Raw genomic sequence first — 19,771 nt, 5'->3', positions numbered from 1 at the left:
GCGACCTCAGTGACGATGGCGAGGGCGCGCGCCCCCGTTTGCGAGGATGCCGCGAAGTACCTTTTCAGGCGTTATCGGCAGTTCGTCTACGCGCACTCCAACTGCGTTATAGACGGCGTTGGCGATCGCTGGCAGGACAGGATTGGCGCACATCTCGCCAGGCCCCTTGCCACCGTATGGGCCGTCGGGCGCCGGACGCTCGAGAATGGCGATGTTATGCGGGACGATGTCGGCCGGACCGGGCATCGTATATTCGTTGAAGTCGGTCGGGCCATGATCTCGCGCCGGATAATAGGGCTCCGTCGTCTCCCAAAGGGCGTGGCTGAGACCCATCCAGGCGCCGCCGACCAACTGTTGTTCGACGAGCTTGGGATTGAGTGCGCGACCAACCTCATAGGCCGAGTTCATCTCGAGAACGTTGACCTCACCTGTCTCGTCGTCCACTTCGATATCGACGATCATCGCCGCATGGGCAAAGCAGGTGACCGGTGTCATCTCGCCGGTATCGGCATCGACGGAGGACAGGGGGATAAGGAATATGCCACGCCCGGATACCGTTTTGCCGTGCTTGAACTGAGCAGCCGCGCAGGCCGCGCCCGTCGAGATCGAACGCGAGGGAGCGCCCTTGACGTGAATGTTTCCGGATCCATCGGTCTCAAGATCGCCGACAGCGACTTCCAGTTCGCGGGCCGCCGCTTCCATCATCACGCCGCGAGCTTCTCTCGAGGCCTCGATGACGGCGTTCCCAACGCGGTGGGTCCCGCGCGAGGCGAAACTCCCCATGCAATGAGCGCCGGTGTCGCTGTCAGCCGTATCGACATAGACGTCCGCAACCGGAACGCCGAGAGTTTCGGCGGCAATCTGGCGGGCCACAGACTTCATGCCCTGACCGAGATCAATGGAACTGAGGGCAACGGTGAACTTTCCGTCCGGGCTGGAATGGACCAGTGCCTGAGACGGGTCACCACCTAGATTCATGCCGATCGGATAATTGATTGCGGCGAAGCCGCGTCCACGATGCAAGGCCATTAGCGTCTCCTAAAACCTGAAACAGACGGAAAGCGTGTACCTCCCGGCCGGCTGACACCACGCTGGAACGGCTCGTCCGGCGAATATGGCTTCTCGACGGCGGGTGCCAGCGGAGGAGCTGACGCCGCTGCCTGCAAGGGGCCAGCCAGCGGCGAGGTGACCGGTGGTGGCAAATTCTGGGGCGGAGGTGGTGCAAACGCGGGCTGCGGCGATGGCTGAGCCAACGGTCGCAAGGTACTCGCGCTGGACGACGCCACACCCTTGCCATGTTGCGGTGCCGGACTCTCCCGACGGCGTCGTGCGCCGGGCTTGCCAAGCTCGTCTGTTCGCGTCGCGGCGGGCAATTCTGCCCGCTTGCCACCGCCGCCCTTGAGGCTCGAATCCGCCTTGAACTGCTGCTGGATTGGCCAATTACCCTTTTCCGCCGCAACCTGAACGCATTCGATCAACGCCGTGTTTTTGGCCAACCGCCGATGCGCCTTCATATCGCCATCGCGGTAGGAGTTGAGTATCCGGAATTCCAACGGATCCATGCCGACCAGTTCGGCGCCCTTATCCATATGGCATTCGATAGCGTAATCGACGGCTGTAATACCGAAGCCGCGCATCGCCGTAGCTGGTGTGCGGTTGGTAAACACGCAGTAGACGTCGGCGGATACATTGGGGATGGTGTACGGTCCAGGCAGATGTCCGGCCGCCTTGAGGATCGCATAGCTGGACAGACGCGTGTAAGCGCCGGAATCAAAGTAGCCGGTAAATTTACGTGCGATGATTCGCCCGTCGCGACCAATCGCGTCCTTGAGATACCAGCGTTCCGCTCCGCGCGGCGCTCCGACCTGCATCTCCTCGTAGCGGTCCCACAAGTAACGAACAGGCTGCCCGGTCAGGATGCAGCCGAGAATGGCGAGGGGCTCATGCAGGCTGTCGACCTTGCCCCCGAATCCGCCACCTACCGTTCCGCCAATAAAATGCAGACGGTTTGAAGGGATGTCCAAGATTTTGGCCGCCGTGCCGAGCGAGAAGAACAAAGCCTGCGTCGAGGTGTAGCAGACGTAGCGATTGTTGGTTTCCGGCGCCGCAATCGCGCCACACGTCTCCGTCGGGGCCTGCTCGATCGGCGACATCTGGTAACGGCCTTCCAGAACGTGGTCCGCGTGTGCGAATGCCGCCTCGACATCGCCGAAGCGGATCTTCTGATGATCGTACCTGTCATGGAATTCGAAAGCGTTGTCGGGATAGGCTTCGTTCACCACCGGCGCGTTGGGCTGCAGCGCCTCCTCGACATCTAGGACATGCGGGATGACCTCGTATTCGACGCGCACTGCGGCGCAGGCTTCCCTCGCGAGACGTTCCGTTTCCGCGATAACAGCGACAACCGGCTCGCCGACGTATGTGACTTTCTTTGTCGCAAGCGCAGGTTCATCGTCACGGCCGAAGCCGATGATGCCCAAAAGGGTGTTCAGATTGACCGGCACGTCGCTACCGCGCAGGACTCGTTTCACACCCGGCATTCTTTCGGCAACGCTGATGTCGATGCTACGGATGCGCGCATGATGATGCGGGCTGCGGACACATTTCAGGTGCAGAAGCCCTTCGAACAGATGGTCGTCGAAGAAGGGCGAGCGTCCGGTGACATGGCCGAGAATGTCCTGGCGACGCGTCGGCTTGCCGATCTCTTTGAGGGTGTCGTCACGCTCGTCGGCGAACAGGTCTTTTCGAAATTCAATCGAGCTCATGACATCTCTCAACGGTTGGAGCGGCGCATTTCATCGGCGGCCTTAAGGATGGCATCGATGATCGGCTCGTAGCCGGTACAGCGGCAGATGTTGCCGGAGATCGCCTCCTCGACATCCTTCCGGGACGGTGCGGGGTTACGCTCCAAAAGCACGGTCGCCGCCATCAGCATGCCGGGCGTGCAAAAGCCGCATTGGGCCGCGAAGCCATCCATAAAGTGCGTCTGAAGCGCTGACAGCTTTCCGCCACGGTTCAGGCCGCCGGTCGTTCTCACTTCACATCCGCTTGCCGTTTCCGCGAATGTCAGACAACTGAGCCGAAGCTCGCCGTCGATGATCACGGTACAGGTTCCGCAGGTGCCCTGCCCGCAACCGTATTTCGGCGAAAGATCCCCGACCCTGCGGCGCAGGAAATCCAGGAGATTTTCGCCCGGATCGGCGAAAGCGGCGACATCGGAGCCATTGAGGCGGCATTGCACAGGTGTTTTGTTCATCGTCTCATCTCGTCTTTGCTTGTTGCATCAGCAGCCGCTTGAGATGGACGGGCGCGACCTGCTTGCGATACCAGGTGCTTGCCAGTGCATCCGTGGGCGGTTCGATGCCCTCGGTCGCTGCCGCCAGGGCCAGTGAAATTCCTGTTTCATTCAGTGTGCGGCCTTCGAGCGCCCGCTCGACCGCTGGCACGCGCACGGGGGTGGAAGCCATGGCGCCATAGGCGATCCTGGCCCCGGCGATGCGGCCAGCCGAAACCGGTAGCCAGGCCGCAATCGTTATGACCGCAATCCCCTTTGGCTTGACCCGCGAAACTTTCAGGTAACGGAATTCGCCGGCGCCCGGGCGGTCGATCGTAACGGAAGCAACGAAGGGTTGCGGTCCGCGGTCGCGCCCCTGGAGCAGTTCTTCCAGCGCATATTCGCTGCGCACGCCGCGCGCGGCGACCTGGACCTTGCAGTCCAGGACCAGAAGCGCGGTGGCGAGGTCACCGTAGGGATGCGGCGCAAACAGGTTTCCGCCAAGCGTCGCCACGTTGCGGATCGCCGGGCCTCCGACCAGACGGGCGGCGGGCGCGAGGAAATCGAGATTCTGCTCCCTCATAATTCCGGCCATCGTGAGCCGTGCGCCGATCCGGATCCGGCGGCCGTCGAAGGACACTTCATTTAGTGCCGGATCGGTTGAGCGAATGACCCGCCCGAAAGTCTGGTCGCCGTAATTAATTGCCCGCATCAGCAGCGTTCCGCCACCCAGCACGCGCGCGTCGCGAGCTGCCGCCAGTGCGTCGGCTGCAAGATCGACCCTGTCGTACGTTTCCAGTGAAATCGGCATTATACCTCCAGTCCGAGACGTTGGCGCATGGCCACGAAGCCAGCTTCCAGAAGGGTTTGGGAAACCAGTGTCGTCAGTTCCTCCTGGCGTGCCGCCGGGGTGTCGAAACGGCAATCGCATTCCCAGAAGGTTCGCTGGCCGTCGGTGATGTAACCGAGTCGGGTATGGGCGATGTAGTTGAACAACGGGACAGTCGTTTCGCGCAGGCATGTCGTGAGCGACAGATCGACGTCGGACAGCGTGAGAAGCTGCTCGCTGAACTCGCCGCCATCTGCGAGTTTCACCTTGCGAACGGCCCCGATAACGTCGCCGCCTGCGCCCCGTTCAATCGTGGTTTCGGCATACGCCGAATGCCAGTGCGATACTTCCCCAAAGGCGCGGATAACGGCCCAGACGTTGTCCGGCGTCGCATCGACAATCGTGCTGCGAACGACACGAACCATAATCAGCCTCCGAAATGACGCTTGAGGGCATCGAAGCCGGGCTGGAACACCGACTGCTCGAGCCGGGCTACCAGATCCGGTTCGGCATTAGGCTCGCAACCGAAATCGGCGGTCCATTCGATGTATGTCCGGTCTCCGTCTGTGACCGGCATGACCCGCAGGGTTGCGACATAGTCGGTAATCGCCATCGGGCTTTCGAGGATGCCGTAGCTGCAGAAGAGGTCATAGTCGCTAAGACCCAGAAGCTGCTCGCGGATGCGCTCACCGTTCTGGAGATGGATTTCCCGGATGCAGCCGACCTTGTCGGCCGGTTCCGCATTCTCGATCCGGCTCTCCCGGAACCGGGGATGCCAGGACGGCAGTCCGTTGAAGTTGCGTACCCTGGCCCAGACCTTGTCGGCTGGGGCTTTGATGACGGATGAAACATACGCCCGTGCCATTTTCGATGCTCCGGATGGTCGAATTTTGGAATTGGAAGGCTGATCGTTCAGCCTTCCTGTTTTCCGTCGGGTTTGCCGCCGCGGGGTGACTTTTCTGCATCCTTGGCGACGCGTTGGATATCGCTGGCATCGCGGATCAGCCCACCCATCTTGGAGAGGTTAGAGCCCTCGATCCCGATGTCGGACAGAAGGCTGTCCACCAGCGGCGCCTGCACCCGGTATCGTAGCGCGGAGTTGATGACCTCGTCCGTCGCATTGCGGGAAGAAGCATCGCCTCCACCGCCGATCCCGTCGAGCTGCATGATGCGAATGTCCTGGATTTTCTCCAGCGGCTTGACAGAAGCCGAAACGATACCCTCGACGTGCTCGAGCATCTTGCGGCGGAACAGAGACATGCGTGCACCGTCCGTCAGTACGTTTTCCGCCTCGTTGATCAGGCGCTGAGCCTCTGCCTCGACAGCCGCGCGGACCTTGTCGGCTTCCGCAGCGATCCTCTTCTCGTCGGCCGCCTTCTCGGCGAGCACGACATCGACGCTCCGCCGGCGCTTCGCCTCTTCCGTCTCGCGAGCAGTTTTCACCTGCTCTTCCGCCTCGGCGACGCGCGCTCTTGCGATCTCGGCTGCCGTTTGGGCGGCGGACTGTTCGAGCGACAGCTGGTAAAGAACGATCGCCTTGTCCATCTGAGCGGATTCGACCGCCTTTTCGCGCCCAATCTCTAGTTTTCGACGCTCGGTCTGGTGACCGATGCGAGCTTCGTCGAGACCGCGTTCGGATGCGATCCTTGCACGCTCGATCTCTTCCTGCGAACTGATTTCCGCCTCGCGCAGAGCCTGCATGCGGGCGATATCCAGTTGTTCCAGCGAACGCTTGCGCTCGAGCCGTGCGGCATCGAGGACCTGTTCGCGGGAGACCTCGCTTTTGTCGATATCGCGCTGGGCCACGATCTCCGCCTGTCGAACCTGAGCGTCGGCCGCCGCACGCTCGACCCTCTTGGTGGCGAGGCTGATGATGCGCTCCTGTTCCGCTTGCTCGACCTGGCGACGGCGTTCGATATCGACGACCTCGCGGACCTGCGTACTTGAAACGCGCTTCTTTTCGATCTCCAGTTCGACCGCGATCCTGTCGCCCTCGATTTTCTGGCGCCGTTTGAGATCGAGCTCCTCGACAGACTGGCTGCTGGCGATTTCGCGCGCCTTGGTTTCCTGCTCCGCAGCGATCCGTTCTGCTGCGATGACCTTTTCACGGGCAATACGTGCGGCGTCTATCGCCTCGTCGGCAGCGATCTGCGCGGCCTCAATAGCCCTTGTCTTTTTGACCTCGCGCTCGCGGGTTTCCTCATCGCTGGCGATCCGATCAACAGCCAGTGAGCGCTCCCTGGCAATACGCGCTGCCTCGACCGCAGCCTTGGAAGCCACTTCCGCCTCGTCCAGTGCCTTGTTACGGGCGATTTCCAGCTCGCGGGTCGCCTGTTCAAAAGCGATGCGATCTGCGGCAACCTTCTTTTCCTGTGCGATGCGGGCTGCCTCGGTGGCTTCCTTCGAAGCGATCTCCGCGGTCAGGAGGGCCTGCTTGCGAGCAACCTCATGCGCGTCCGTGGTTTCCTGCGACAGGATACGGTCAACGTTGATTTTCGTGTCATGAGCAATCCGATCCGCTTCAACCGCTGCCCGTGCCGCTGTTTCGGCAGCGTCCAACGCCTGATTCTGGGCGATCTGGAGTTCACGGTTCCGACGCTCCTGTTCTATACGAGCAGCTTCCGTCAGCTCGCGAGCCGTGATGCGGGTCGTATCGATCAGCTTGTCGCGTTCGATCTCCAATGTCCGCGTGGTCTGGTCGGCCGCGATCCGTTCGGCTGCAATCACCCTATCCCGTTCGATGCTGGCAGCATCGACTGATCGCTGGGCGACGATCTGAGCTTCGTCCAGTGTCTTTTTCCGCTCTATCTCGAGGTTGCGGATAGCCCGGTCTGTGGCGATGCGCTCGGAGTTGACTGCTTTCTCCTGTGCAATCCGCTGCTTTTCGGTCTTTTCGCGTGCGGTGATCTCGGCCTCGTCGATCGTACGGTTGCGCTCGATCTCGCGACGACGGGTCTGCTCTTCCTGGCTGATCCTCGCATCGGTCAAGATGCGTTCCTGAGCAAGACGCGCCATTTCGGTCTCTTCCGATGCAGCAATCGTCTTTTGGTCGATCACACGCCGGCGCTCGATCTCGAGGGTTTGGGTCTCGCGTTCCTGCTCGATGCGGGCCTCGGTGACGGCGCGCTCCTGGGCTATCCTTGCCCGCTCGATCGCTTCCTTGGCGCTGATGTCCGCGGCCTCCGTGGCGTGACGCGTGCGGATGCGTTCTTCCGAAATGATCTGTTCCTGTACCAGTCGTGCCTTTTCGATGGACTGCTTGGTCGCGATCTCTTCTGCCTCGATGATCTTCTGCCGGTCGAGTTCGCGGCGACGGACTTCCTGCTCGGAAGCTATGCGCGCTTCGGAAATGCTTTGCTCATTGGTGATGCGCGCGCGTTCGATGACGTCACGCGCCAGGATCTGTGCCCTCTCGGCATCGGTCTCGCGTTCAGCCCTCTCTCTGGCCAGCTCCGCGCGCTGCTGGGCGCGCAGAAACTCGATTTCACGCTCCTGCTCCAGGCGGGCCTGTTCGCTCTGCCTCTCGATAGAAAGCGCTTGGCGTTCGGCCTCGAGATTGCGTGTCCGGATCAGGATAACCGAGTCCTGCTCGATATCATTGCGCAGTTTTCTCTTCGCCTCGACCTGCTCGATGATGCGAGTTAGGCCCTCAGCGTCGAAACGGTTGGACGGATTGAAGTATTCGAGATCCGTCTGATCAAGGTCGAGCAGAGCCACGCTTTCAAGATCCAGACCGTTCGGAGTGAGGACGAGTTGTGCCGCTTCGCGCACGCGCTCGACATAGGCCCCGCGGTCTTCATGAATTTCCTCGATGTTCATTTTCGAGGCGACGGTGCGCAAGGCGGAAACGAGCTTACCGGATAGCAGCGAATTCAGTCCGTCCTGTTCAAGCGTGCGGCGCCCCAGCGTCGCACCGGCCTTGGACACGGCCTCGTGGGTCGGTGCGACGCGGACGAAGAATTCCGCATCGACATCAACGCGCATCTTGTCCTTCGTGATCAGCGCCTCGTCACGCTCACGCCTGACGGCGAGCCGCAGCGTGTTCATGTTCACCGGCGTAATGTCATGCACGATGGGCCACACGAAGGCGCCCCCGTCAATGACGACCTTCTCGCCAAGAAAGCCGGTCCGGATAAACGAAATCTCCTTGGTCGAACGACGATACAGCCAGTTCATCACCCAATAGAGGATGAAGATGGCGATGATCGCTACAATGAGCCAAAGCACGAGTTGGCCGATCATTTCCCCGGTCAAGGCTGCCTCCGTTAATTACTGTTGACGCGCCGAGAACAGCGCTTTCGATTGATACTGAATACCGGTTCGCAGATCATCGATGCGCCCTGGTCAGGCGGAGCGACTTGGCTTCGCCAGGCATATCGCTGACCACTATGTCGGCGAGTTTTGGATCGTTGGCGCTGAATGGCACCTTGATGAGCTGTCGTGATGCAGTCTTTCGAAGTGTTCTTTCCAAAGCCGACAATAGGGCTGCATCAGCTTGAGGGTCTGCCGCCGCTCCTCTGATGCGATCCGCTTCCGAAAGACCTCTCTCGGGCCAATACAGGTATATTCTGCCACTCATCGCATTGAGGGCGTTACCGATATGACGGCCGATCGCGGATGCTTCTTCGGGCAGTACGCGCATGCCCCAAAGACTCCCGGACAAAGGAAACACCTTGCGTCCGCGCTGGCCTGCCGCCGCCGCCGTAACGGCGTCAAGCCGAACGGTGTCGAGGCCGCCGCAGGTGCCGAAATAGTCGACTGCGCCGATCGCAAGACGATCGCATGGCGCTGTCCCACCACAGACAAAGTCTGCGATATCCATCATCGAGAGATCAGCAAGGATGTCGATACGGCCTTCCGCACACAATCGGGGGATGATCGAGCTTCCGACACCGTCGGCGGAAAATCCCCAGACATCAAATTGCTTGGCTTTTCGTGACACAAGATCCGCGACCCTGTCCGTGCCGGCAAACCGGGTGACTGCAAGAACCGGCATCGCGGCCGGCTGTTCGTCCTGTTGTCGAGGCCCGGAATTCACCATCCCCACCATCGCCATGGCCGCCCTGCGCAGGATGTCCCGATTGAGCCTGGTGACGCCAAAGGTCTCGGCCAGCGTGGGCATCATTGTGATGCCGGCACCTTCCGCACAGGCCGATCCAGAGCGAAGCGTTGCCGGGCACAGCAGAAGTTTCGGTGCGGCCAAGACTAATCCGGCCAGGCCCGCTGCGATGTCAACGCCGTCGTCGAGACCGGCAATGCCGATCGCACCTGCGACCGCTCCCTGCCCATCAACGATGCGCCGGAAGGCTTGGCCATCTCCCTGGGTATCGGAGAGATCGACGATCTGTGTGGGGACTCCATGCTCCTTGAGCTGCGCGCTCACGAAGCGAAGCTCCTCGGGCCGGCGATTCATGGCGCCGACAATCAGCACTAGACGATTGACGGCCGGATTGGAAAAGCGTGTTGGCACGCCGGACAACTTCTGAATAACCGGTGCGGCCGTGACCGTCCGCGCCAATTGCTCCAAGGTGCGTACCGAAGGCAGCTTCGCCCAGCGGGTAGGAGTCGAAGGATTCGATTGAAAGATGCGATCCGGCGCCCGCACTGTGTGTCGGCCTACCGGCGACGTAGCCTGCTCCTGGACAGACTCGCCCTCGTTCCCGTGTCGTCCTACACCGAGCAGGCGCTGCTGAAGCTCCTTGTCAGAAGCAAGTAAATGCGACTGCATCACGCGGCTGACACGACCGTTCACCATGACCGCGACTTCATCTGATACCGAGGTCGCCACGCCGATATTCTGCTCGATTACCAGGACGTCGATGTCGCCCTCACTGCCGATGCGAACCAGCATGTCCGCAACCTGATCGACGATGACAGGCGCCAGGCCCTCGGTCGGCTCGTCCATCACCAGCAGCTTGGGGTTAAGGAGAAGCGCGCGGGAAATCGCCAGCATCTGCTGTTCGCCGCCGGAAAGCTGAGCCCCGCCATTGCTCTTGCGTTCCGCAAGCCGGGGGAAGGTGGCATAGATCCGGTCGACCGACCAAGCGCCTTTCGGCTTCTGCATCAGGCGCAGGTGCTCATCGACCGAAAGCGATCGCCACAGACGCCGTCCCTGCGGAACGTAGCCGATACCGAGACGGGCGATTTCCGTCGGCGTCTTACCAATGAGGTTTTGCCCGGCGAAATTGATCGTCCCGCTAGAGACGGGGACCATGCCCATGATCGCCTTGCAAAGGGTGGTTTTTCCCATCCCGTTGCGCCCGACGACGGACAGAACTCCGTTCTTGAGGCTGAGGTCGACACCCTGCAAGGCGTGCGACTGGCCGTAATAGACGTGCAGGCCGCGCACTTCGAGTGCGACTGCGGAGGTGCGGTCAACCATGCTGGTGTGCTCCTCCGCCGAGATAAAGCGCCTGAACCTCCGGATCGGATTCGATCTCTTGGGGCTTGCCTTCCTTGAAGATGCGGCCGTTGTGCATCATCGTGACGCTTTCGGAGACGCGCAAGGCAACGTCCATGTCATGCTCGATGATGACGAAGCCGATGTGTTGCGGCAGCGACAGCAGGATCGATATGAGATCGCGCCGTTCGGTCGGGGAGAGGCCGGCGGCAGGCTCGTCGAACAGAATGAAGCGGGGGGCCCCGGAAAGAGCCATGGCGATTTCGAGTTGTCGCTGCTGGCCGTAGCTGAGATTGGCGACCTGCTCGCGGGCGACATCGCGAAGATGCACGGCGTCCACGAGTTGCTCGGCCGAATGCATGACGGCGTCGTCGCGACCGGGCCTCAGAAGCGAAAAGCGCGACCGGGATGCACCGCGACCGGCAAGATAGATGTTATCCAGGACCGACAATCCACCGAACAGAAGCGAAATCTGGTAGGTTCTGCGCAGGCCGCGCCGAATGCGCTCGTAGGCTGGGAAGGCCGAGACATCCTCACCGAAGAATCGGATCGTGCCGCTGGTCGGCAGGAAATCGCCGGTGATGCAGTTGAACAACGTGGTCTTTCCCGCGCCGTTCGAACCCAGAACCGCCCGACGCTCGCCCGGCTTCACGGACAGGGTGATTTCGGTCAGGGCCGCGAGAGCCCCGAACCGTTTGGTGACGCCGCGCAGTTCGAGCGCGTTGGCCATGCTGGCCGACGTGGATGTGAGGGCATGGCCTTGGTGGGCGGTCACGATTGCGCTCATGGCTTGGTCTCCTGCAAACCGCTGAGCGTTCGGCGGTCGATCAGGTGGCGCCATCTCTTCCAGAGGCCGAGGACGCCATCTGGTGAAAACATCACGATTGCAAGGAAGCCCAGCCCTACCAGGAGATTGAACCGCATCGAGGTGAAGCCGAAGGCCTGGAAGATATCAAGGGCGAAGGTTCGCAGCAGAACGAAGATGAAGGCACCGATGAACGGGCCGATCGGAAGGGTCAGTCCACCGACCACGGCAACGACGAGGATGTCGATTGCCGGACCGATCGCCACCGTCCCGGGAGAGATTTGCCGGTTGAACCAGACAAGCAGCACGCCACCGAGTGCAGCGATGAAGGCCGACATGGCATAGGCGAGCACACGATGGGCCGTGACATTGAAACCGAGAGAACCCATGCGTCGGGGATTGTCGCGGATTCCTTGCAAGGCGAGGCCGAACGGCGTGCGCGAAACGTAGGTTACAAGCAGGAACGTCAGGAAGGCAATGCAAAGCGACAGGTAGTAGAAAGGAATGGACGACTGCCAGTCGACGCCAAAGACCTTGGGGGCGGTGATGGCGTTGAAGCCCCGCGACCCATTGAAGACTTCCTGGTTTTGGCTGGTGAAATAGAAGAAGGCGGCAGAGATCGCAAGCGTGATCATAACGGTGTAGATGCCCTGGGTGCGAACCGAAACCGCACCCACCACCATACCGAGGACCATCGCACAGATGATCGACAGAGGAATGTATATCCATGCCGAAAGCGCGAGGCTGACAGCGGAGCCGCTCGGGCCGAGCAAGGCGACCGCATAGCCTGCCGCGCCCGCGGTCGTCATCTGTGCCAGCGAGACCATGCCGCCATAGCCGGCGAGAAACATAAGGCTCAGCCCGATCGTTCCAAGGATGAAGGCCCAGCAGAAAATCTGCGTGAGGATGAAGTCGCTGCTATATGTGGGCGCCAGAACGAGAGCCGCTCCGACGCACCAGGCGGCGGGATGGACAGACTTAAACCAGGCTTCGAGCCGTTCTGTTGGAGTGTTTCCGGTAGTGGACATAACGTTCGCCATCTTCAAGCCCGCCCCATGATGCCCTGCGGGCGGATGGCGAGGACGACCACCATGATGAGAAATGTGATCATGGCCGCGTAGGTGGGGATATAGACGGAGCCCAATTGCTCCGCGAGACCGACGATCAGCGCCCCCAGCGCGGCACCGGTAATGGAGCCCATGCCGCCGACGATAACGACGACGAGAGAGGCGAGGAGAAAACGGATATCCTCACCGGGGCCGAGCGCCTGGACAGTACCGCCGATCACGCCGGCAAGTCCTGCAAGTCCTGCGCCGAACGCGAAGACCGAAACGAAAAGCAGTTGAACCCTGACCCCCGTCGCCGCCAGCATCTGGCGATCATCGACACCGGCCCGGACCAGCATGCCGATGCGGCTGCGGTTCAGAACGAGCCATATGGCGACGCCAAGAACGATTGATGCAAGGAGCACCGCGACACGGATGAGAGGATAGCCGAGATAGACCGCCGAGCCATCGGATTTCATCGCGATGACGATGGGAAGTTGCGTGGCCCCGGACAGCCAGCGGGGCGCCTCTATCTGGTAGAAGCCGCCACCCCAGATCCAAAGCATCGCATCGCCTGCGACGATCGAAATACCGATGGTAACCATGGTCTGGCGAAGTACCTCGCCCTCCATGCGGCGAAAGACCAAGAACTGCAGCAGAACGCCAGCAAACGCGATCGCAAGGAATGATACGATGAAGCTCAGCGCCCACGATCCCGACGCAGTCGCAACCTCATATCCAATGTATCCGCCGAGTGCGTAAAGGGAGCCGTGCGCGAGATTGACGTTCTGCATCAACCCGAAGATCAATGTGAAACCGCTCGCGACGACGAAGTAGAGTGCGCCGAGCGTCAGCCCGTTCATGATCGCCGAGACGAAGATGCGCTTGCGTCCGAATACGGATTCGAGACCTGGAGACCAGGGAGCAAACACCGCAAACAAAAAGAGGAGGACAAGGATCGCGAAGACGCTAGTCCGGACGGGATGGCGCTCTATCCATATCGAGAACCGTCCGCGATGCCTAGCCGCCGCGGCGGCCGCCCCTGCGAGATCCGTCATGCGAAAAACTCCGCGCAGGCGAATAGGGCGACAAAGGCCGTACCGATCATTGATCATTCCTCCCAAAAATCACCGCCGGCTGGCCGGGTTAGGCAATATGGAGAGATGTTAGCGCCAACGGTTAGGGCGTGTTTGTCATAGCGTCTTCTCAAATGACGCCTGGAATGAAGTTCGAGGCCGCCTAGTCGAAGCAGCACAAAGAAAAACCCTGCCGGCTTTTCAGTGGCAGGGTTTCGAAAAGCGAAAGCAATGTGGATCCGGCCTAAGCGGCCATGCCTCCGCCGGAAATGACATGACCGACCCGGCGGTAGTCGGTCGGAGCCATTCCCGTGTTCAGACAGAAAAAGCGTGAAAAGCTGCTTTGAGACGAGAACCCGAGATCGTAGGAAATGTCACAAATCGGCTTCGGCGTCTCGACCAGTTCCCCGAAGGCCTTTTCAAGCCGTAGCGTATTCCAGAACAGTTTCGGCGTAATGCCCATCTGGGCTCGGAAAAGCTTGAAGAAATGTGGACGCGACAATCCTGAATCCGTGGCGAGCTGCGCGACGTCGAGTTCCCGATCAAGGCGTTCCGACATCAGGACCATAGACTTCCTGACACGGAAATCGTTGCTGGAATAATTGTCTCCCTGCGATCTCTCCGCAGCAGTACGGTACGAGGTGATAAAGCACGCTCTGGTCAGATCATACAAAAGACAGTCGATCTCTTCCTCGCGCGTGTTACTGGCAAGCAGTTCGGCAAGCTGATTGACCCGATAACCAATATCCGGCGTTACCGAAAACTGGGTCGATGCAAATCTCAAGGCACCGAATTCGCTCTGGCGCGAGTTGAACCAGGTTGGCCGAATATACAGAACGACGATATACTGGCCTTGGCTTGTGTCTGGCTTATACTCGTGGAGTTCCCACGGGTTGACCGCCACCGCTTCGGTCGGGGTTATCGCATTGTCGACGCCGTTTATCCGGATACGACCTTCCGAGCCACAAACGTGAAAGAGCAAGTGCCCTTCCCTATGCGCATGCGGTATAATCGCTCGGTCTAGATGGAACAGGGTAGCGCGGCCAAAAGGTCCGTGATACACTCCAATTGCTTTTGTCATTGAGGCAACTCCTCCTCTGCCTCTCCCTCCTCCTCGAGGGAAATCGATCATACATCCCGATTTTGCTTGTTTTCAAGTCATCTGCTGCAAAGCCGAGCAAGAATGATACTCTATGTAAAAAATACCCTACCTCTGTCCGGTCGGTGATTTGACATATGAGCCAAGCCGTTGGTCAAAAAAGCAGCCGACGTCGATTCCGACGCCGGCCGCAGTCGGGCTTGGGAGAGCCTTAGAGATATTTCTTGCACTCGATGCCGTTTCGCGTAGGAGCGCCGATCTTGGTGTACTCGGCAGCATCCATTCCAAGCGTCTGCGTGACATTCGGAACGGTCTTGACAAGCTTGTTGACCAGATTCCCGTTCGAATCCTCGACGACCTCAGTCACAAAGTTGGTCACTACAGCCTGTCGATTCTTGTCGAGCTTGATCTCGCCATTGGGCGCATCGAGCGTCATAGTCGAAAGCGTCTCACGAAACTTTTTATGCCCGTCGCTCAGATCACCCTTGACCGTATCCAAGGCCGTGAATGCGGCGAGCGCCGCATTGTAATATCCCGTCGCGATACCGGATGGCGTCGGAAATCGCTTGTCGGCTGGGAATGCGTCCTGGTAGGCCTTCACATAAGCCTGCCACTTCGGATTGTCCCAGGTGTCGGCCTGCTGCCCCGAAGAAACCGTTCCGAGCAATGCCTTTTTCGCTTCACCCTTGGCAGAAAGAACTGTCTGATCGACCATGATGGCGCCGCCGATCAACTTCGCGGTCCCGCCAGCCTGCTGGTACTGGTTCGTGAAGTTTACGGCGTCCGACCCGCCGAGCGCGACAAAAATCGCATCGACGGTATCGGGGAGCGCAGCGATGATCGAGGAATAGTCCTTGGCTCCGAGAGGCGCCCAGAATTTATCCTCTATCTTGCCTCCCAGTGAGCAGTATTCGATCGTCAGGCCGAAGACCTGAGTATAGGGGAAGGAATAGTCGTCTCCCAGCACAGCGATTGATTTATAACCCTTGTCATTGTAGATGTAGTCGGCAAGGCCGGACATCCACTGCGCTCCGTCGCCATTGAAACGGAAGTAATTCGGAGCCGGGTCCGGGAAGGTTGTTTCCTGCGCAGCGGAATCGCCATTGATGAAAGTCACCCCGGAATGGGTCTTGGCATATTCCTTGACGGCAATGCCTTCGTCGCCGGAGACGGGGCCGATCACGATATCGACCTTGTCCTGTTCCACAAGCTTTCTGACAGCCCGCAGCGCTGAGTCCGGTGTGGCGTCGGAAGCTGCGATTACGACGTCGATCTCACGACCACCCGCTTTCGCGTTGTGTCCTTTAAGAGCAGTCTGAAATCCCCTCACCCCGTCTTCACCTAGAGCGGTCAGCGGTCCTTCCAAGCTTGCCAGCACACCGACCTTGATCTTGTCAGCGGCCGAAACAGAAGACACCCCAACGCAGGTTGCGATGCAAAAGGCAACACCTCCGAGTACAGTTGTAGCCGATTTCTTAGTCCGATTCATGTTCGCTCCTCCCATGTCGCGATTGACTAGACAGCGACCCAGCAGAGCTGAAAATCTGCGCGACATCATACACGCAGCGTCTTTTCACTTGCCATTGCGTCGGTTTTTGAGCTGGTTCGGCTTCAAATCCCTTCGGTTTTTGCTGGCATCCTGCGAGATCTCAAACAGATGGATCGACCCAGCGTCATCGTTGAACAAAGCAGCGATCAACTCAGGAAGTTGTAATGTATGGGCGCCCGGCCCGATACCTCGCGATCTGCGTACTTTCCTCGATCATCGTTTCCTGCGGACTAAGCGTTTTGCCTCGACCAGCATTTCGAAAGTCGCTTTAATGCGACTCTGACCGCACTTGTAAGTTTACACTGAACTGCGACTTGCGGGCCGTCTCAAGCTCACCGGCACTTCTCATTTGGACGTGCAATCTCTTGCCGACGACCTCGGCCGCCGGACAAAACAACGCTTAGAAGCACAAAATGTCCGATGACGAGACACTCATAATCGAGGCAGGGCTCTCATCTCCTGCAACTGTCGGATTGCATTGATGAGCGATGCGGCAGGATCGGGATCCTCGTGAAAGCCCGCACGGCGAATTTTGCCCATGTCAGACACCATGTCAAACTCGGTGTTGAAAACAAAGTCACCGAAAGGCCATCCTACGGCATCGCTAAAAGGCCTCTCTAGCAAGCCGCTGTTCCTCACCATTTTTCCCCACATATCGGCCTTATCTGCCATGTGATTAGCGAGCCTGAGAGGCATCGGTGGGCCGCATTCAAGGGAGAACGCTTCGCCGATCCTTTCCCAAATTCGTCGCCAGCGAAACGGACTTTGGACGTAATTGAAGGCCTCGTTTCGAGCTCCGTCGGCTTGGGCTGCCCAGAGACTTGCGCGAGCTAGAGAATTCGCATCCGTGATCTGGGCCAAGACATCCTCATAAACCCGATTGGATCCCGGAAAGCGAAAGGTTGCACCACTTGCCTTCGTTAGCGCAGCGAACATACCGATCACCATCGCGATATGCATTGAGCTACCGATCGAATTCCCAACAACAACGTCTGGCCGTAAAATAGACCAATCCGGTCCACCCTTCGCCTGACGGTCGCACAGCTCGTCCTGCTGCGTGAAGTAGAAATTTGGACCCATGTGGCGCGGGTTCTCATCTTCGTAAAAGGGAGAGGGTACGCGTCCGAGATGGACGCCATAAACTTTCGCACCCTGATAAAGAACGATACGCCTCAGTGGCGCACCAACCGCGTACAACCCATCTAGCAGGTTTCGCAGCATGGCGCCGTTGACTGCATTTTCATCGGCCAGTGTCGGACGCGGCGCCAAGGCAGCATAGAACACATGGGTTGTGTCACGAGCGGCGGCAAGCGCGGCCTTTAGTGCCGAAGGGTCGCTGAGATCCGCACCAATGGTTGATACATCGGACACTGGTTGTCGCGATAATGCCCGGACATTCCAGCCGGGGGCACTCAGCAAGGTCTGCACGAGAGCAGTGCCAATGATTCCGGTCGCGCCAACAACGAGCGCGACCTTGTTCTGTTGCGTTCCGGTCATCACGAATCCTCCGCCGTTATGCAATCGCGCCGCCCCCATCGACCAACACAGTCGAGCCTGAGGCATAGGGTGTTGTCACGAGGTAGCAGATAGCATTAGCAACATCTTCCGGACGGCCGATCCGGCGCGCCGGCAAGGAGGCAGCTGTCGTATCGAACATATGCTGGCGATCGGTGTCGGCCATACCGCTCCACAGCGGTGTCGCGATAACCCCCGGCGATACCGTGTTCACTCTTACCGGCGAGAGCTCCAGCGCAAGCCCACGACCAAGCGATTCCAGCGCGGCGTTGATTGCGCCCTGCAGCACCCATTCGCCTGGCCGCACACTGAGAAAGCCGGAGACGAGCGTGAGAGATCCCCCGTCCTTGATCCGCGCTGCACGCGCTACATTGTAAGCTCCCCAGAACTTGCTCTCCATCGCAGCGCGAGCCTGTTCGAGTGGCAGAGAGCGCACCAGGCCACCTGGTGTCTGGGCGGCAGAGATCACGATATGATCGAACGCATCGTGGCGACTGAAGTAGGCGTCTAGTGACACCGTGTCGGTCGTATCCAGAACGTCCGCTCCGACCTGCCCACCAATCCGTGCAGCCGCAACTTCCAGCTTTTTCTTGTCACGAGACGCGATGGTAACCTGTGCTCCAAGCGCTTGCAGCGCCGAAGCCGAAGCCTCACCGATGCCTGAGCTCCCACCGATCACCAAGACCTTCTGATTTGCCAACGTTTGCATAGTTTCGATCTCCAAGATTTTCCTCGTTTATCTCGGCTCACCGAAGCACGATCGACGCATCCCGGGTCCGACGAATACAGACTAGGAGATTTTATTTATCTAAATAATATGCAATAAATTCGTTTCACTATTTGAGATTATTGAATGATAGATTCTCTTGCGCAGCTTAGGATATTCGTAGCGATCGCCGATCACGGCTCCTTAGCGAGCGCGGCGAGGGCACTTTCGCTTTCACCGGCCACGGTGACAATGTCCCTTCAGAGACTGGAAGATGTACTGGGCACGAACTTGATAGCGCGTACTACTCGCCGGCTGTCACTCACGGAGGAAGGTGAACGTTTTTCTACGGATGCCCGACGCATCCTGGCTGAAATCCGTCAAGCAACTGACGCTGTCAGAGATAGCGGCCGGCTGCGCGGCAGTATACGGGTAACAGCCACCGTCGACTTCGGGCGAGCTATCCTCGCGCCTCTCATTGACGGATTTATCGAGCTCCAACCCGAGATCAGTATCATTCTTATGCTTAGCGACTCCGTTACAGACTTGGCTGAGAGCGGATTTGATCTGGGAGTGCGAATGGCGCAATTGGGCTCGTCACGCAAAGACCAGCGATTATTGACATCAGGCGTTCGACATGTCTGCGCATCACCATCCTATTGGGATAAAATGGGGCGTCCCACACATCCTGACGAACTTGCTCGTCACAACTGCCTTGTTCTGACGCGTCCGGACTCCGCGCAAAACATATGGCATTTCCAAGAGGGAGGCCGTCATTTTGGTGTCCGCGTTAGCGGAAATAGAAGTGTGAATGAAGGCGCCACGCTGCGTCATTGGGCGATAGGAGGTGCGGGTGTCGTCCTCAAATCTAGCATAGACATTCGCGACGATCTTCTGACCGGAAGGCTGGAACCAGTCCTCCAAGACTATGCGATCCTAGGAAACAATCTTTACGCAATCTATCCGCCCGGCCGGCGTCCTTCCCGTAGAACCGAAGCTTTCGTGGAATTCCTTGCTGAAGGTTTGGCGGTGCGGGGCTGAGGACGCGGACATCTGACATCTCAGATCGATAGCTGCCGATTTATGCTCTGCGAAATGACGGAACAGGCCCCTCACCGATCCATCGGCTCGGTTTCAGGCCTGAAGCCATCCTTCGGAAAAATTTGTTGAGTGAACTATCACTTTTAGCAGAAACTCCGCACAACTTGTCAGTTTGACAGAAGTTCCACACAGGCCTTGCTGAACTGCCTCGGTTTCGACCGTCTCGTCGCGCTCTTGTGCGCCGGGAAGGTGGGTGCCGTTTTAAGCTTTGATGCATCCCGCCTCGCAAGTAACGGATGTGATTGGCATCATCTGCTCGAACTTTGCGGTCTTGTTGTGAGCGTCCGGCGAAAGCGTTTTCGGGTGTCGAGAGATGGAAGCTATGAGCCGCGTTTCATTTCATCGGCCATGACGCGGTCGATTATTTCAGG

16 protein-coding genes and 1 pseudogene are annotated in these 19,771 nt (G+C 59.1%); 2 read left to right on the top strand and 15 right to left on the bottom strand.

From position 1 onward, the window contains the following. Positions 1 to 6: 6 nt before the first annotated feature. From ACFVTJ_RS24270 to ACFVTJ_RS24200, 15 genes are all read right to left on the bottom strand, one after another. A complete protein-coding gene (locus ACFVTJ_RS24270) occupies positions 7 to 1,029 on the bottom strand; it encodes a xanthine dehydrogenase family protein molybdopterin-binding subunit (RefSeq protein ID WP_386911082.1) in 1,023 nt (340 codons plus the stop codon). Next, positions 1,029 to 2,765, bottom strand: coding sequence for a xanthine dehydrogenase family protein molybdopterin-binding subunit (locus ACFVTJ_RS24265; protein ID WP_386911081.1), 1,737 nt, complete (start codon positions 2,763 to 2,765; stop codon positions 1,029 to 1,031). The genes ACFVTJ_RS24270 and ACFVTJ_RS24265 overlap by 1 nt, the downstream gene beginning before the upstream one ends. Before the next feature lie 8 nt (positions 2,766 to 2,773). Further along, positions 2,774 to 3,256 carry a (2Fe-2S)-binding protein gene (locus tag ACFVTJ_RS24260; protein ID WP_386911080.1) on the bottom strand — a complete coding sequence of 161 codons (483 nt, stop codon included), beginning with the start codon at positions 3,254 to 3,256 and terminating at the stop codon, positions 2,774 to 2,776. Positions 3,257 to 3,260: 4 nt separating this feature from the next. After that, positions 3,261 to 4,085, bottom strand: a complete 825-nt coding sequence (locus ACFVTJ_RS24255) for an FAD binding domain-containing protein (protein ID WP_386911079.1) — start codon at positions 4,083 to 4,085, stop codon at positions 3,261 to 3,263. After that, positions 4,085 to 4,528 carry an SRPBCC family protein gene (locus ACFVTJ_RS24250; RefSeq protein WP_386911078.1) on the bottom strand — a complete coding sequence of 148 codons (444 nt, stop codon included), beginning with the start codon at positions 4,526 to 4,528 and terminating at the stop codon, positions 4,085 to 4,087. The genes ACFVTJ_RS24255 and ACFVTJ_RS24250 overlap by 1 nt, the downstream gene beginning before the upstream one ends. A gap of 2 nt (positions 4,529 to 4,530) precedes the next feature. Beyond that, positions 4,531 to 4,968 (bottom strand): SRPBCC family protein, encoded by a 438-nt coding sequence (locus ACFVTJ_RS24245; RefSeq protein ID WP_386911077.1) that lies wholly within the window; start codon positions 4,966 to 4,968, stop codon positions 4,531 to 4,533. 47 nt (positions 4,969 to 5,015) lie between these two features. Beyond that, positions 5,016 to 8,357, bottom strand: a complete 3,342-nt coding sequence (locus ACFVTJ_RS24240; RefSeq protein ID WP_386911076.1) for a flotillin domain-containing protein — start codon at positions 8,355 to 8,357, stop codon at positions 5,016 to 5,018. A gap of 73 nt (positions 8,358 to 8,430) precedes the next feature. Then, complete coding sequence (locus ACFVTJ_RS24235) at positions 8,431 to 10,485, bottom strand: Tm-1-like ATP-binding domain-containing protein (RefSeq protein ID WP_386911075.1); 2,055 nt, start codon at positions 10,483 to 10,485, stop codon at positions 8,431 to 8,433. Next, positions 10,478 to 11,233, bottom strand: a complete 756-nt coding sequence (locus tag ACFVTJ_RS24230) for an ABC transporter ATP-binding protein (RefSeq protein WP_386911115.1) — start codon at positions 11,231 to 11,233, stop codon at positions 10,478 to 10,480. Before ACFVTJ_RS24230 ends, ACFVTJ_RS24235 begins: the two co-directional genes overlap by 8 nt. Positions 11,234 to 11,286: 53 nt before the next feature. Next, on the bottom strand, positions 11,287 to 12,336 hold the full coding sequence (locus ACFVTJ_RS24225) for a branched-chain amino acid ABC transporter permease (RefSeq protein ID WP_386911074.1): 1,050 nt from the start codon (positions 12,334 to 12,336) through the stop codon (positions 11,287 to 11,289). Positions 12,337 to 12,350: 14 nt separating this feature from the next. Then, on the bottom strand, positions 12,351 to 13,412 hold the full coding sequence (locus ACFVTJ_RS24220; protein ID WP_386911073.1) for a branched-chain amino acid ABC transporter permease: 1,062 nt from the start codon (positions 13,410 to 13,412) through the stop codon (positions 12,351 to 12,353). A gap of 262 nt (positions 13,413 to 13,674) precedes the next feature. Then, positions 13,675 to 14,511 (bottom strand): helix-turn-helix domain-containing protein, encoded by an 837-nt coding sequence (locus tag ACFVTJ_RS24215; protein WP_386911072.1) that lies wholly within the window; start codon positions 14,509 to 14,511, stop codon positions 13,675 to 13,677. Between the two features lie 229 nt (positions 14,512 to 14,740). After that, positions 14,741 to 16,018, bottom strand: coding sequence for an ABC transporter substrate-binding protein (locus ACFVTJ_RS24210; protein WP_386911114.1), 1,278 nt, complete (start codon positions 16,016 to 16,018; stop codon positions 14,741 to 14,743). 492 nt (positions 16,019 to 16,510) lie between these two features. Beyond that, positions 16,511 to 17,575: an SDR family oxidoreductase gene (locus tag ACFVTJ_RS24205; protein ID WP_386911071.1), complete on the bottom strand. Its 1,065-nt coding sequence runs from the start codon at positions 17,573 to 17,575 to the stop codon at positions 16,511 to 16,513. A 16-nt stretch (positions 17,576 to 17,591) separates the two neighbouring features. After that, positions 17,592 to 18,302, bottom strand: coding sequence for an SDR family oxidoreductase (locus tag ACFVTJ_RS24200; RefSeq protein WP_386911113.1), 711 nt, complete (start codon positions 18,300 to 18,302; stop codon positions 17,592 to 17,594). 144 nt (positions 18,303 to 18,446) lie between these two features. Between ACFVTJ_RS24200 and ACFVTJ_RS24195 the strand changes: the two genes are divergently transcribed. Together ACFVTJ_RS24195 and ACFVTJ_RS24190 are read left to right on the top strand one after the other, a co-directional pair. Then, the gene (locus ACFVTJ_RS24195; protein ID WP_386911070.1) at positions 18,447 to 19,340 is read left to right on the top strand and encodes a LysR family transcriptional regulator; all 894 of its coding nucleotides are present in this window, start codon (positions 18,447 to 18,449) and stop codon (positions 19,338 to 19,340) included. 210 nt (positions 19,341 to 19,550) lie between these two features. Then, positions 19,551 to 19,771: pseudogene (locus ACFVTJ_RS24190) on the top strand (hypothetical protein); the annotation flags it as partial.

It is taken from the genome of Agrobacterium sp. NPDC058088, from assembly GCF_042885035.1.
In the GTDB taxonomy this organism is placed as follows: domain Bacteria; phylum Pseudomonadota; class Alphaproteobacteria; order Rhizobiales; family Rhizobiaceae; genus Agrobacterium.
The sequence above is the reverse complement of the archived record's forward strand: the minus strand, read 5'-3'. Positions and strand labels throughout refer to the sequence as shown.

What these genes read in the sequence shown, in the direction of transcription:
- ACFVTJ_RS24270 (WP_386911082.1), bottom strand. Translation starts at nt 1,029, where the DNA reads ATGGCCTTGCATCGTGGACGCGGCTTCGCCGCAATCAATTATCCGATC.
- ACFVTJ_RS24265 (WP_386911081.1), bottom strand. Translation starts at nt 2,765, where the DNA reads ATGAGCTCGATTGAATTTCGAAAAGACCTGTTCGCCGACGAGCGTGAC.
- ACFVTJ_RS24260 (WP_386911080.1), bottom strand. Translation starts at nt 3,256, where the DNA reads ATGAACAAAACACCTGTGCAATGCCGCCTCAATGGCTCCGATGTCGCC.
- ACFVTJ_RS24255 (WP_386911079.1), bottom strand. Translation starts at nt 4,085, where the DNA reads ATGCCGATTTCACTGGAAACGTACGACAGGGTCGATCTTGCAGCCGAC.
- ACFVTJ_RS24250 (WP_386911078.1), bottom strand. Translation starts at nt 4,528, where the DNA reads ATGGTTCGTGTCGTTCGCAGCACGATTGTCGATGCGACGCCGGACAAC.
- ACFVTJ_RS24245 (WP_386911077.1), bottom strand. Translation starts at nt 4,968, where the DNA reads ATGGCACGGGCGTATGTTTCATCCGTCATCAAAGCCCCAGCCGACAAG.
- ACFVTJ_RS24235 (WP_386911075.1), bottom strand. Translation starts at nt 10,485, where the DNA reads ATGGTTGACCGCACCTCCGCAGTCGCACTCGAAGTGCGCGGCCTGCAC.
- ACFVTJ_RS24230 (WP_386911115.1), bottom strand. Translation starts at nt 11,233, where the DNA reads ATGGCCAACGCGCTCGAACTGCGCGGCGTCACCAAACGGTTCGGGGCT.
- ACFVTJ_RS24225 (WP_386911074.1), bottom strand. Translation starts at nt 12,336, where the DNA reads ATGTCCACTACCGGAAACACTCCAACAGAACGGCTCGAAGCCTGGTTT.
- ACFVTJ_RS24220 (WP_386911073.1), bottom strand. Translation starts at nt 13,412, where the DNA reads ATGACGGATCTCGCAGGGGCGGCCGCCGCGGCGGCTAGGCATCGCGGA.
- ACFVTJ_RS24215 (WP_386911072.1), bottom strand. Translation starts at nt 14,511, where the DNA reads ATGACAAAAGCAATTGGAGTGTATCACGGACCTTTTGGCCGCGCTACC.
- ACFVTJ_RS24210 (WP_386911114.1), bottom strand. Translation starts at nt 16,018, where the DNA reads ATGAATCGGACTAAGAAATCGGCTACAACTGTACTCGGAGGTGTTGCC.
- ACFVTJ_RS24205 (WP_386911071.1), bottom strand. Translation starts at nt 17,575, where the DNA reads ATGACCGGAACGCAACAGAACAAGGTCGCGCTCGTTGTTGGCGCGACC.
- ACFVTJ_RS24200 (WP_386911113.1), bottom strand. Translation starts at nt 18,302, where the DNA reads ATGCAAACGTTGGCAAATCAGAAGGTCTTGGTGATCGGTGGGAGCTCA.
- ACFVTJ_RS24195 (WP_386911070.1), top strand. Translation starts at nt 18,447, where the DNA reads ATGATAGATTCTCTTGCGCAGCTTAGGATATTCGTAGCGATCGCCGAT.